We start from the raw sequence: 12,454 nt of genomic DNA on the forward strand, positions 1-12,454 counted from the left end.
ATGGCTGCAGCGCTGCACCAGGCTAACAGCAGGCCGTCGGAGGCGGCGCCCTACCTCCGATCAACAGTCGCAAAGCCGGGACAATTCATCGAAATCGCGACGGAGAAGCGGATGGCCCCTGACGCTCGATCGTCTGCTCACGACCTCCAGGACATGGCATCGGCAGATCTGCTGCTGCTTCTGGGCGAGGATCGGCGCCGTGCGACGCTCAGCTTTCTCGACTGGCTGCTTCGGGTCACGCCGCAAATGCTCGAGCCGCCGGAGATCATCGAAGGCATCTGCCGCGGCCTGCTCGATCTCGGCGTGCCGCTCGACCGCTACCGGACCACCACCGCCGTCGTCACTGCCGACATGGATGCCATCGCGCAGCGCTTCGGTGCGGTCGTAGTTCCAGAAGGCGATGTCGAGCTTGCATGCCATCTAACGAACTCCTTCGCAGCGTAAATGCATTTACACTGTAGGTGTTCCGATCTTTGCTGATCTTGTCTACACGTTTGGCATGCCCTCCGACGTCGCCGACTTGTTCGATCTGTTCGAGACAGCCTCGCTCGGCTCGCCGCGCAACGCGATCGGTTTCGTCATGTGGCGGGTGATCCATCGCTACGAGCGGGAACTGGAGCAGGCGCTCCGCCCGTTGGATCTGACCCATCTCCAGTTCACGCTTCTGGCGCTCGCCGCCTGGACGCGCAAGCAGGGCGAGGTTCCAAGCCAGGCCGAACTCGCCCGCGCCGGCGACATCCACGTGATGCAGGTGTCCAACGTCCTGAAGGCGCTGGAAAGCAAGGCGCTGATCGCCCGATCGGCCGCGGAAGGAAACGCGACCGCCAAGAGCGTGGTGCTGACGGTCAAGGGGCTGGAAACGCTGCGTGCCGCGTTCCCGATCGCGATCGAGGTGCAGCACCGGCTCTTCGGCGAGGCCGGCCGGCCGGGCGGCACACTGCTGGAAGCCTTGGTCGAACTCGATCGCCGATAAGCCTGCGCTGACGATCCCGCGCACGCGCTTCTGCCGGAAAGGTGCGCCGTCGTTTTACTTTCCCGATCGTGGAATAAACAGCGCCTTTCCAACTAGAGGCTCAGCCACCGCCTTATCCGAAAATGAATCTTCGCCTTTCTGCCCAGCTCTGTAGTTCGAATTCGGGCCGAAACCCGATGAGGTGGATGACTTCCGCTTCCGGCATCTGAGTACAAAGGTGGTTTGCCGTCAGGCGAAATCAAAAATGTGCCGTCATGTCGGGCAGTGCGGGATGCTAGAGCCCCGGCCACGCCCCGCCGTCGATCCGAAGGTCCATGCCGGTGATGTAGCCGGCCCGCGGGCTGGCGAGGAAGGCGATCGCATCGGCGATCTCTTCGAGCGTTCCAACACGGCCCATCGGAACCGCCGCGAACATCGGAAGCGCCGCCCGCTCGACCTCCTCCCACGGCGCATCAACCGGCAGACCCCGATCGGTGGCAGTCTTGCGGAAGGCGGCCTCGAGCCTTTCGCTCCGGATCGTCCCCGGCGAGACCGTGTTGACGGTGATGCCCTCGCCGGCGACAGCCTTCGCCAAGGAGGCGCCCATCGCCGCCATGGCCGCCTTGGCGGCGGAATAGTCCGGCCGTCCGGCAGGCGGCAGCCAGGCGGCGAGGCTGGAGATGTTGACGATCCGCCCCCACCCGGCTTCGCGCATCCCCGGCAGGACGCGGGTGATCACCCGGACCGCGGCGAGGGTGTTGCGGTCGTAGCCGCTCGCCCACGTCTCGAGCCGCGTCGTGGTCCAGTCTTCCGTCGCTCCGGAGCCGCCGGCGTTGTTGACCAGGATCTCGACGGGGCCGGCAAGGCCCTCAGCTTGCCCAACGAGACGCGCGACCTCGTCGTCGTTCGTGAGGTCGCCCGTCACGACACGCGCGCGTCCGCCCTCCGCGACGATGTCGTGCGCGACCTGCTCAGCCTTGAGCTGGTCCCGGCCGTGGACGATAACCATCGCGCCCTCCTGCGCAAGACGGCGAGCGATGCCTTCGCCGATGCCCTTGCTGCTGCCGGTGACCAGCGCCACCCTTCCATCGATCTTCAGGTCCATCACGTCGTCCTCGCGCTGCGGCGGGCGCTTATGGAGACAAGGCGATGCGCGAGTCCATTACGCACCTCGAAGTGCCCGTGAAGCGTGAGGAGCGAAGCGTCTGCCTCGGCCCGGACGGCTCGGCCGCACACGTGACCGAGGTTCTCGGCATGATCAGCGGACGCTGGAAGCTCGCAATCCTGTTTCGCCTGTTCGCCGCACCGACGTTACGGACGTCGCAGTTGCTGCACGACATTCCCGGCATCTCGCAGAAGATGCTGACGCAGCACCTGCGACAGCTCGAGCGGGATGGCCTGATTGCGCGGCGGGACTTCGGCCAGCAGCCGCCGCGCGTCGAATACGCGCTGACCGCTTCGGGTCGTGGCCTGATGCCCGTCCTGATCGCGATGCGGGAGTTTTCGCGCGCTGATATTAGACGGAAGGAAAGCGCGCCTGGCTGAGGACTGCGCGAGCGCTCAGAGCTTGTAGCCGCCGCTGGCCTCGATGACCTGGCCGGTGACCCAGCGGCCGTCGTCGGAGGCAAGGAACGCCACCACCGCGGCGATGTCGGCGGGCTCGCCGAAGCGACCGAGCGCCGTGTCGGCCTCGATCGCCTTCACCATGTCGGCGCTCTCGCGGACGGCGGCGTTCATGTCGGTGCGCACCCAGCCCGGCGCGACGGCGTTCACCGTGATGCGGCGGTCTCCTAGTTCGATGGCGAGCGCATGGGTCAGGTTGTTGATGGCCGCTTTCGCCATCGAGTAGATCGGGACCGCCGCCATCGCCCGCGCGGCAGCACCCGACGAGACGTTGACGATGCGGCCGCCGTCGCGAAGGCGGCCGAGCGCCGACTGGACGAGGAAGAACGGCGCGCGGGCATGGACCGCGACCATCGTGTCCCAAGCCTCCGGCGTCGCATCGGCGAGGCCGCCCCAGCCAGAGTTGCCGGCGTTGTTGACCAGGATGTCGATGGTCTTGCTCCCGGTACGCTCATCAAATTCGCGGTCGAGCAGATCGAAGAGCGCCGGGATGGCGCGTGCGTCGGCAAGGTCCGCCTGGAGCGCGAAGGCCCTACCGCCGGATCCCTCGATGGCGGCGACGGTCTCGTCGGCGCCCTGCCTGCTGGTGTTGTACGTCAGCGCGACGGTCGCGCCATCCTCGGCGAGGCGCTGGGCGATCCCGCGACCGATCCCGCGCGACCCGCCGGTGACGAGGGAGGCCTTCCCGTTCAGTGGCTTCGACATTGAGTTGTCCTTCGTATGGCTGGCTTCGGTCAATGGCGGACGTCTTCAGACGACCCGTTCGCGCAGGACGGGGCCGGGGTTCGCCTCGACGACCGCAAGCGCCAAGCGGACGAGGTCGGCGTCGCCGCCGTATTCGTGATCCGCGACGTGATGCAGGAGCACCCCGAGCTGCTCGATCTGCCGGGCGGCAACGAGCGGCCCTACGTTGATCGGTCGGAACCCGGCATCCGCGATCAGGCCGCGCGTGGCCCGTCCCGCTTCGTCGTCGTCGCTGGCGTAGAAGACGTTTGCCGGCAAGGGCGAGCCCGCCCATGCCGCAGCTTCCAGCACCGGCGCCGCCAGCGTGCTGAACGCCTTGACGATCCGCGCCTTCGGCAGGCGACGCTGCAGGTCCTCGGCCGTCGAGCCGTTCCGCATGAAGTCGAGGTCGTGGAAGTGTTTGAACTCGGCGGTGACGTTCAGCGGGTTCATCGTCTCGATGACGACCTTGCCGTCGAGCGCGTCACCGACGGCATCGACGATCGCTTCGACCCGCGGCCAGTAGACAGAGAACAGCACCGCCTCGCCGAAGGCGGCGGCCTCGCGGACCGTGCCGAGCCTCGCCCGGTCGCCGAGTTCCGCGAGGAGGGGTGCGATCTTGCGGTCCTCGCCGTCCTTGGCGAGGACCAGGTCATGGCCTGCTGCGGCCCACGCCCGGGCGAGGCGGCCGCCGATGTTGCCCGTGTTCAGGATACCGATCTTCACGTGTCTCTCCGCGGCCGATGCGCAAACGGCGAGACGCAGAGCTACGAAGTCGGCGGCGATGGATAAACCGATCCGTCTGCACCATACCGTCGCTCATGCAGGCGACAATCGATCCCGAGCAGTTGCGGGCCTTCGTGGCCGTGGTCCGAACCGGCTCCTTCACGCGCGCCGCCGAGACGCTGGCGACCCGCAAGTCGCATCTCAGCCGTCTGGTCATGCGGCTCGAGGCCCGGCTCGACGCGCAGTTGCTGCGTCGGACGACGCGCTCGGTGACGGTGACCGAGCTCGGGCGCGAGGTGTTCGAGCGTGCCGTCTCGATCCTCGCTGCGTTAGAGGACACCGGCCGCCTGGCCGAGAACGCCAAGGGCGAGCCGCAAGGGGTGCTGAGACTCACCTGCGGCGAGGAGTTCGGCCTCTGCGTCGTGAGCCGATGGATCGCCGGCTTCCTCGCGCACCATCCGAGGGTGCGCATCGAGGCCGACTACACCAACCGCATCGTCGACATCGTGCGAGAGGGCTACGACCTGGCGATCCGGGTCGGCGCGCTGGGCGATCCCGACCTGACCGCTGCCAAGCTCGGCGAGGCCGAGTACGCGCTGTTCGCCAGCCCCGGCTACCTCGCCGAGCGCGGCGTGCCAAGTCAGCCCCGCGACCTCGACGGGCACGACACCGTCGTCTTCGGGGCGCCTGGACGAGCCGTCGAGCTGGAATTGCACCGCGGCTCCGAACACGAAACCATTCGGCTCGCCCCGCGTCTCCTCGTCAACAACAACCTGGCGGCGCGCGACGCCGTCGCGGCCGGGCTCGGCATCGCTATCCTGCCAAGGTTCCAGGCCGCCCAGCTCGTCGCCGAGGGTCGGCTGGTGGAGGTTCTGCCCGGCTGGTCGAAGCCCCCAGTGCCCGTCCATGCCGTCTTTGCGTCAAGCCGCTACCCGACGCCGAAGGTTCGGGCCTTCGTCGATTATGCGAAGAAAACCTTTACGGTGATGATGGCCGCTTCCGGGCCTCCGAACGGTCAGTTCGCAGACATCCCAAGAAGCAGGAATGAGTCGAGAGCACGCGGAACGACGATGTCGGATTGATGCCTCCGCCGCCTGAGGAGACATTAGCAAGACCAATTCCGGCGGTCGCTCTGCTGACATGTATTGCGTGCTGTTGTGAGCCGAAAGCAGAGCAACTGCGAGGGCTGTCGTTTGGGAACGTTCCTGACGACGTCGAAAAAATCACAAGGCTCGCGTCTCTCTTCCCCTGACCCCGGATGCCTGCGCTCGACGCGAGGCGGCAGGGAGCCGAGCGCTAGAGATGAGCGATCAGACACGGCGAATGGCTGGCGTCGCCCCGGTCCCACGGTATGTACATGCTCCTACCGCCAGCATCGACGGGCGCACGCCGGCCGAAACCAGGGAGTGCGTCGGCTTCATGTTCCAGTTCGACACGCGGGTTCCGTAGCGGAGAGTCGCCAACAACATCCACATTGGCGCAGAATCGGCGAACGTCGCTATGGGCGCGTCACCAAGCTCGTTCGCTTCCTCGATATCGCTAGGTTCGAGCGGCATCGGCCAGACCAGTTTTCGGGCGGCATGCGCCAACGCATCGCGCTCGGCCGTCTGATCTCCCGCGGCCGCGCGGTCCGAAGCTCCGGCGTCGTGACGGGCGCTTCGCCGCTTATGTCGACCCGATCTGGTCCGAGCTGATTGCCGGTTTGTGAGGCCACTCCGTATTCCTCGCCGAAATCCGGTAACCTACCGGCGCTTGTGAGGAGGGTCGCCGCTTCCTCGCGTCAAGAGCAAAATATTCCCGCTCGGAGCCGGATTATGGCAGGAGGCCTTTTGCTCCGAATGCTCGAGCGAGCGATCTTTCTGCTAGGGCGACGGTTCCAGCAGCCACCGTCCTTCGTTCAATCCGGTTCACCTCCTTGTACCGCCTGCGGCCAAAGGTAGAGGTGACGCGTGCGGGAGTTGTAGATGTACGCCTTTATTCGAAACATGGCGGCGGGCTCTCTCGTCCTCACGGCGCTTCTCGCGCCGGTCGTAGCTCTGGCGGACACGCCGCCGAACGTGCTGGTGGTCGCGCAGTCGATCGACGACGCGGTGAGCTTCGATCCGGCGGAAGGCTTCGAACTGACCACCGTGCAAGCCTTCAACAACCTCTACCAGCGGCTCGTGCAACCGAACCGGGAGGACGGCACGAAGATCGAGCCGGCGCTGGCCAGTTCCTGGGAGATCGGCGCGGACGGCAGGAGCATCACCTTCGCGCTGAAACCCGGCGCGACGTTCGCGTCCGGCAATCCGGTTCGCCCGGAGGACGTGATCTTCTCCTTCGCGCGGGCGGTGAAGCTGAACAAGGCGCCGGCCTTCATCCTCAACGAGCTCGGCTGGACGGCGAACAGCGTGGATGCCGGCATCGCCAAGGTCGACGACGCTCACGTGAAGGTGAGCTGGACCGCCGATGTCGGGCCGGCCTTCGTTCTCGCCATCCTGACCGCGCCGATCGCTTCCGTGGTGGACGAAGCGACGGTCGCGCCGAATGCCGCGAACGACGACTTCGGCAACGGCTGGCTGAAGACCCGTTCGGCCGGCTCCGGCGCCTTCGCGATCCAGGCCTATACGCCGCACGAGGCGCTGGTGCTGGCGGCCAACGCCAAGGCACCCGGCGGCGCGCCGAAGCTCCAGACCGTCATCGTCCGCAACGTGCCGGACGCGGCCGCACGACGGCTGCTGATCGAACAGGGCGACGCCGACGTCGCGCGCGGCCTCGGCGCTGACCAGATCACCGCGCTGAAGCAGAAGCAGGGCGTGCAGGTCCTCGCGATCCCGTCCGCCCGCACCGACTACCTCCTCATCAACACCAAGGTGAACGCGAGCCTCGGCAACCCGGCCTTCTGGGAAGCGGCGCGCTATCTCGTGGACTACCAGGGTATCGCCGACAACCTCCTGCAGGGCCAGTCGGAAGTGCATCAGGCATTTCTGCCGGAGGGTTTTCCCGGTGCCCTGAAGGATACGCCCTTCAAGCTCGACGTCGCGAAGGCGAAGAAGATCCTGACCGACGCCGGCATCGCGGAAGGCTTGACCGTGCGCTTCCCCGTGTTCAACGAGGCGCCGTTCCTCCAGATCGCCCAGTCGCTCCAGTCGACCTTCGGGCAGGCCGGCATCAAACTCGACATCCAGCCGGGGGTGCCAAGCGACATCTACGCCAAGGGCCGCAGCGGCGACTACGAGTTCACCCTGCGCTACTGGATTCCGGACTATTTCGACCCGCATTCCAACGCCAGCGCCTTCGCGATCAACCGCGACAACTCCGCGAACACCGTCGCCAAGCAGGCCGGCTGGGTGATTCCGGACTTGAGCGACGAAACCGCCGCCGCCGTGAAGGAACAGGACCCTGCCAAACGCGCGGCGCTTTACGAAGCGCTGCAGCGCAAGCTCCAGCAGAGCTCGCCCTTCGTATTCATGCTGCAGGGCAAGGATCAGGTCGTGCTGCGCGACGGCGTCAAGGGCTACGTCCAGGGGCTGAACGCCGATCAGGTCTATTACGACATGGTTTCGAAGTAATTGGCGCAAAGCCTGACGCTCGACCGGAACGAGCCGCCCCGGAACTCCCGCCCGCCCCACGGCCGGCGGGAGCTTCGTTTCGCGGGCGGTCTCGCGCGCTGGCTCCTGTCGCTCGTCCTGACGCTCGCCGGGCTGCTCGTCGTCACCTTCGCGATGACGCGGGCCTCGCCGATCGACCCGGCGCTGCAACTCGTCGGCGATCATGCCAGCCGGTCAAGCTACGAGGCGGCGCGGGAGGCGCTTGGGCTCGATCAACCGCTCCCCGTCCAGTTCCTGCGCTATGCCGGAGCCGTGCTTCGGGGCGATCTCGGGCAGTCGAGTTCGACGGGCGGCAGCGTCGCCGCCGATCTGGCCCGCACCTTCCCGGCGACGCTGGAACTCGCGACCGTCGCGATCCTCTTCGGGGCGATGCTCGGTCTGGCCCTCGGCATCCTCGCCGCGCGCTATCCCGGCGGCTGGCTCGACGCCGCGGCGCGCGTCGTGTCCCTGGTCGGCTATTCCGTGCCGATCTTCTGGCTCGGTCTGCTTCTGCTGCTCCTGTTCTATGCGCGGCTGCGCTGGCTGCCCGGTCCGGGGCGGCTCGACGTCGTCTACCAGTATACGGTGGTGCCCTGGAGCGGCTTCGCGCTGCTCGACACGCTGCGCGCCGGCGACCTCGCCGCGTTCCGCAGCGCCCTGTCGCATCTCGTGCTGCCCGCGAGCGTGCTCGCGCTTCATTCGCTCGCCGGCATCGCGCGGCTGACCCGCGGCGCGATCGTCGAGCAGTTGCGGCAGGAATACGTGCTGACGGCCCGCGCCAAGGGCGCCGGCGAATGGCGGATCGTGCTCGTCCACGCGCTGCCCAACGTTTCCGGCACGCTGCTCACCGTCGTGGCGCTCGGCTATGCGAGCCTGCTCGAAGGCGCGGTGCTGACCGAAACCGTCTTCGCCTGGCCCGGCCTCGGCCGCTACCTCACCACGGCGATGTTCGCCGGCGACGCGGCCGCCGTGCTCGGCGCGACGCTTGCGATCGGCGTCTGCTTCGTGGTGCTGAACAGCCTCACCGATCTAGCGGCGGCGAGCCTTTCGCGGGGCCGCGCGCCGTGACGGTCGCGCTCGGGGCCGACGAACGGCGCCGCTTCTCGCTGGCCGGGCTGCTTCGGCGCTCGCCCGGCACCGCGATCGGCTTCGCCGGCATTCTCCTTGTCCTGTTCCTGGCGCTCGCGGCGCCGTGGATCGCGCCCTACGATCCGTACCTGCAGGAAACGGCCAACCGGCTGGCCGCGCCCTCCGCCGCGCACTGGTTCGGCACGGACGGCTTCGGTCGCGATCTCCTGTCCCGTTTGATCTACGGCGCGCGGCCGACCCTCGCGATCGTCGTCTTCGTGGCCGCGATCATGGCGCCGCTCGGGCTTGGCGTCGGGATCGTCGCGGGCATGCTCGGCGGCCTGGCGGAGCGGGTGCTGATGCGCCTCACCGACGTCGCGATGTCGTTTCCGCGCCTCCTGATCGCCTTCGCCTTCGTGGCGCTCGCGGGACCCGGCATCGTCAACGGCGCGATGGCGCTGGCGCTGACGAGCTGGCCCGCCTATGCGCGTCAGGCGCGGGCGGAAACGCGCGTCTTGCGCCGGAACGACTATCTCGCCGCCGCCGAGATGCTCGGCATTCGCGGCCCCCGCCTGCTGTTCGGCCACGTGCTGCCGCTCGTCATGCCGTCGGCGATCATCCGGCTGGCGCTCGATCTCGGCGGCATCATCCTCGCGGCGGCCGGTCTCGGCTTTCTCGGCCTCGGCGTCCGGCCGCCGACGGCCGAATGGGGATCGATGGTGGCGGAGGGCACGCAGGTGATCTTCGACCAATGGTGGATCGCGGCCGCGCCCGGCACCGCGATCTTCCTCACCTGCCTTTGCTTCAACCTCGTGGCGGACGGCCTGCGCGACCTCCTGGATCCGCGGCATGGCTGAGCCGGTGCTGACGCTCCGCGATCTCGCGGTGTCGTTTCCGGGCGCCGCCGCGCCCGCCGTCCGCTCGGTCTCGCTGACGCTCGGGCGCGAGCGCCTCGCGATCGTCGGCGAGTCCGGCTCCGGCAAGTCGGTCACCGCGCGGGCATTGATGAACCTCCTGCCGCCCACCGCGAGGGTGAGCGCCGGCGAGATGCGGCTCGGGTCCACCGACCTTCTGAAGCTCGACGGGCGCGGCTGGCGAAGCGTGCGCGGCGCGCGCATGGGGCTCGTGCTGCAGGACCCCAAATTCTCGCTCAATCCCGCGCTGACGGTCGGGAACCAGGTGGGCGAGACGCTGCTGCTGCACGGGAAGCTGTCGCGGAGCGAGCGGCGTGAGCGCGTTCTCGCCGCGCTCGGCGACGTCGGCCTTCCCGAGCCCGGGCGCCTCTACGACAGCCATCCCGCCGAGCTTTCCGGCGGCATGGGGCAGCGCGTGATGATCGCCGCGATGATCGTCGCCGAGCCCGAACTCCTGATCGCGGACGAGGCGACCTCGGCGCTCGATCGGGAAGTCGGGGATCAGGTGCTGGGGCTGCTGACGCGGATGGCGGAGGAACGCGGCATGGCGCTCCTCACCATCAGCCACGATCTGGCAGGGGTCGACCGCTTCGCCGATCGCGTCGTGGTGATGCGGAATGGCGCGATCGTCGACGAGCTCGCCGCCTCCGCCATCTCGCGCGCCGCGCATCCCTATACGCGCGGGCTCTGGGAAGCGCGCCCGTCGGCCGCGACCCACGGCCGGCGCCTTCCCGTCGTCGCCGCGGACGCCGCTTCGTGACCGCGCTCGTCGTCGAGAACCTCGGTGTCGGCTTCACGCGCGGCGGGCATTCCCACCTCGCGGTGCGCGATGCGAGCTTCACGGTCGCGGAGAACGAGATCTTCGGCCTGATCGGGCCGTCCGGCTGCGGCAAGACCACGATCCTGCGCGTCGTCGCGGGCCTCAATACGCATTGGACCGGCCGGGTCGCCGCCCTCGGCCGGGACTTCGTGCCCGGCGCCAAGCTGCGCGGAGCCTTGCGCCGCGACATCCAGATGGTGTTCCAGGATCCCTACGCCTCGCTGCATCCGCGCCATCGGGTCGGCCGCATCCTCGGCGAGCCGATGCGCCTTTTCGGCCGCGCCGACGTCGAGGCCTCGGTCGGGCGTGCGCTGGCCGATGTCGGCCTCGCGCCGGAACTGGCGACACGGTTTCCGCACGAGCTTTCGGGCGGCCAGCGCCAGCGCGTCGCCATCGCGCGAGCCCTCGTTCCCGAGCCGCGCCTCCTGCTCCTGGACGAGCCGACGTCGGCGCTCGACGTGTCGGTCCAGGCGGGCGTCCTGAACCTCCTTGTGGACCTGAAGGAGCGCCGCCGCATGAGCCTCGTGCTCGTCAGCCACGATCCGGGCGTCGTCGCCCATCTCTGCGACCGCGCCGTTCGCATGAAAGACGGCCGCATCGAAGACGCGCTCGACCGGACGCGCCTCGATCGTCTCGGGGAGTGAGCCGGCCCTAGTGCGACGGCTTCTTCTCGCCCGCCTCGATGCGGATGGGCAGGATGTTCTGCGGCGGAGGCAGGGGGCAGACGGCGAAATCGGTGAATGCGCAGGGCGGGTTGATCGCGCGGTTGAAGTCGAGGACGACCGTGTCGGCGGTCACGTCCTCGCCGAACATGAAGCGGGCGGCCGGGTAGGTTTCGGTGCCGGCGGTGCCGTCCCGGATGACGAACTGCGGTGCCTGCGGCGTGCCGTGGGTGGCGAGCAGCTCGAAGTGCCGTCCGTCCCGCTCGAACGTCGCCCTGTGCGTCGCGGCGACCTCGGTGCGGATCGCCTTGCTCGTATCGATGGTCAGCTGCCGCGGCGTCTCGAACGCGCGCCATTCGGCGACGATCCGCCAAGACGGATCGAAGGGAAAGTAGTCCAGCGCCGCGAGACGGCCGGGTGCCTGCGACGCGGTGTGGCGGACGCGAAGGGCGTTCTCGCCGTTCAGCGTCGTCACCTCCAGGAGAAGATCTCCGGCGGTGAAGCGCGGCGGCTTCGTCTTGCTGAGCGCCAGCGTCAGCCTTTCGCCGCCGCCGGCCGGAACAAAGGCCACGCGATCGGCGGACGTCTGCTCCAGGCGGCCGACATGGGCCGGGCCGGCGGGCAGCACGATGTCGTTGTCGCCCGCGCTGCCGAGGCTCGCCACGCCGTCCTGCAGCGGGTATCGGCCGATGATGTTCAGCCAACCGTCCGGCGCGGTCAGCGCTTCCCGCCGGCGGATCTTCCAATTCTCGAAATCGTGGACGGTATCGGTCATCGCTGCTGAACTTCAGTGTCCTGATGGAGACGACCTGAACGGCCGTGCAAAGCTGTGCCCCTTCGGAGCGCTCGATGCGAGCCCGATTTTCGTTCGCATGGATCATGTCGCGTTTGCCGACGCGCGCTTGGCGGGCCGATCCTCCGCAACGATTGGCAAAGTTCCGCAGAGAGCTGCAAGCGGATCATCGTACCAGTCTCCTCGACGCAGCGGCCGACCCCTAGCCCTACCATGCGCGACGAGCCTTTGCAGGACTCGCTGCGAATGTCCTGCCACCGGTATCGCGGCTGGGTCAAACCGGTGCCAGCGGCCCGCGGCGGGATCGATATCGCGACCTGACGAATGTCGATACAGGATTTCCCGAATAAGCCAGTAATCCAATAGATTTTTCCTCGGCAGTCGCATCGTGCCGGACGATCCTAATGCACTGTCAAAACAGCCGGCGGTTCGTGCCGGTGATGGGTTCAAAAGGATAACGAAGATGCGGGGAATGAAGAGACTTCTAGCGGCGCTCGTGGGGACGGTCGCGCTGGCCGCATCGTTCGGGGCGAATGCGGCCGACAAGCATGTGACGGTCGCCTACCAGACCGACGCGCTGCCCTCGTCGGTGGCGATCAGCAAC

General features: G+C 67.8%; 13 protein-coding genes and 1 pseudogene. 10 read left to right on the top strand and 4 right to left on the bottom strand.

Translation table 11 applies throughout. The annotated features are described in order from the left end of the window. Nucleotides 1–111: 111 nt before the first annotated feature. Both F6X38_RS21365 and F6X38_RS21370 read left to right on the top strand, forming a co-directional pair. Nucleotides 112–444 (top strand): hypothetical protein, encoded by a 333-nt coding sequence (locus F6X38_RS21365; protein ID WP_150973420.1) that lies wholly within the window; start codon nucleotides 112–114, stop codon nucleotides 442–444. A 55-nt stretch (nucleotides 445–499) separates the two neighbouring features. Next, complete coding sequence (locus F6X38_RS21370) at nucleotides 500–973, top strand: MarR family winged helix-turn-helix transcriptional regulator (RefSeq protein WP_150973422.1); 474 nt, start codon at nucleotides 500–502, stop codon at nucleotides 971–973. 274 nt (nucleotides 974–1,247) lie between these two features. On the opposite strand, the gene F6X38_RS21375 is transcribed toward F6X38_RS21370, so the two are convergent. Next, entirely contained in the window at nucleotides 1,248–2,057 is an 810-nt protein-coding gene (locus F6X38_RS21375; protein ID WP_150973424.1) for an SDR family NAD(P)-dependent oxidoreductase, read from the bottom strand. A gap of 44 nt (nucleotides 2,058–2,101) precedes the next feature. Between F6X38_RS21375 and F6X38_RS21380 the strand changes: the two genes are divergently transcribed. Continuing rightward, the gene (locus F6X38_RS21380) at nucleotides 2,102–2,497 is read left to right on the top strand and encodes a winged helix-turn-helix transcriptional regulator (protein WP_150973426.1); all 396 of its coding nucleotides are present in this window, start codon (nucleotides 2,102–2,104) and stop codon (nucleotides 2,495–2,497) included. A gap of 15 nt (nucleotides 2,498–2,512) precedes the next feature. On the opposite strand, the gene F6X38_RS21385 is transcribed toward F6X38_RS21380, so the two are convergent. Together F6X38_RS21385 and F6X38_RS21390 are read right to left on the bottom strand one after the other, a co-directional pair. Beyond that, nucleotides 2,513–3,280 carry an SDR family oxidoreductase gene (locus F6X38_RS21385; protein ID WP_150973428.1) on the bottom strand — a complete coding sequence of 256 codons (768 nt, stop codon included), beginning with the start codon at nucleotides 3,278–3,280 and terminating at the stop codon, nucleotides 2,513–2,515. Nucleotides 3,281–3,325: 45 nt separating this feature from the next. Next, nucleotides 3,326–4,024 (bottom strand): NADPH-dependent F420 reductase, encoded by a 699-nt coding sequence (locus tag F6X38_RS21390; RefSeq protein ID WP_150973431.1) that lies wholly within the window; start codon nucleotides 4,022–4,024, stop codon nucleotides 3,326–3,328. Between the two features lie 95 nt (nucleotides 4,025–4,119). Between F6X38_RS21390 and F6X38_RS21395 the strand changes: the two genes are divergently transcribed. The 6 genes from F6X38_RS21395 to F6X38_RS21420 all read left to right on the top strand — a co-directional run bounded on the left by F6X38_RS21395 (nucleotide 4,120) and on the right by F6X38_RS21420 (nucleotide 11,039). Beyond that, nucleotides 4,120–5,106: a LysR family transcriptional regulator gene (locus F6X38_RS21395; RefSeq protein WP_150973433.1), complete on the top strand. Its 987-nt coding sequence runs from the start codon at nucleotides 4,120–4,122 to the stop codon at nucleotides 5,104–5,106. A 903-nt stretch (nucleotides 5,107–6,009) separates the two neighbouring features. After that, the gene (locus F6X38_RS21400) at nucleotides 6,010–7,575 is read left to right on the top strand and encodes an ABC transporter substrate-binding protein (protein WP_150973444.1); all 1,566 of its coding nucleotides are present in this window, start codon (nucleotides 6,010–6,012) and stop codon (nucleotides 7,573–7,575) included. Continuing rightward, nucleotides 7,576–8,661, top strand: coding sequence for an ABC transporter permease (locus tag F6X38_RS21405; protein ID WP_425482905.1), 1,086 nt, complete (start codon nucleotides 7,576–7,578; stop codon nucleotides 8,659–8,661). Beyond that, entirely contained in the window at nucleotides 8,658–9,518 is an 861-nt protein-coding gene (locus F6X38_RS21410) for an ABC transporter permease (protein WP_202618050.1), read from the top strand. Before F6X38_RS21405 ends, F6X38_RS21410 begins: the two co-directional genes overlap by 4 nt. Continuing rightward, a complete protein-coding gene (locus F6X38_RS21415) occupies nucleotides 9,511–10,335 on the top strand; it encodes an ABC transporter ATP-binding protein (RefSeq protein ID WP_150973435.1) in 825 nt (274 codons plus the stop codon). Before F6X38_RS21410 ends, F6X38_RS21415 begins: the two co-directional genes overlap by 8 nt. Continuing rightward, nucleotides 10,332–11,039, top strand: a complete 708-nt coding sequence (locus F6X38_RS21420; RefSeq protein ID WP_150973437.1) for an ABC transporter ATP-binding protein — start codon at nucleotides 10,332–10,334, stop codon at nucleotides 11,037–11,039. The genes F6X38_RS21415 and F6X38_RS21420 overlap by 4 nt, the downstream gene beginning before the upstream one ends. A gap of 7 nt (nucleotides 11,040–11,046) precedes the next feature. On the opposite strand, the gene F6X38_RS21425 is transcribed toward F6X38_RS21420, so the two are convergent. Further along, on the bottom strand, nucleotides 11,047–11,832 hold the full coding sequence (locus F6X38_RS21425) for a DUF1684 domain-containing protein (protein WP_150973439.1): 786 nt from the start codon (nucleotides 11,830–11,832) through the stop codon (nucleotides 11,047–11,049). Nucleotides 11,833–12,322: 490 nt separating this feature from the next. Here F6X38_RS21425 and F6X38_RS24020 point away from each other — a divergent pair. Continuing rightward, nucleotides 12,323–12,454 (top strand): annotated as a pseudogene (locus F6X38_RS24020) (taurine ABC transporter substrate-binding protein); the annotation flags it as partial.

It is taken from the genome of Plantimonas leprariae, from assembly GCF_008802405.1.
GTDB classification, from domain to species: Bacteria; Pseudomonadota; Alphaproteobacteria; order Rhizobiales; family Rhizobiaceae; genus Plantimonas; species Plantimonas leprariae.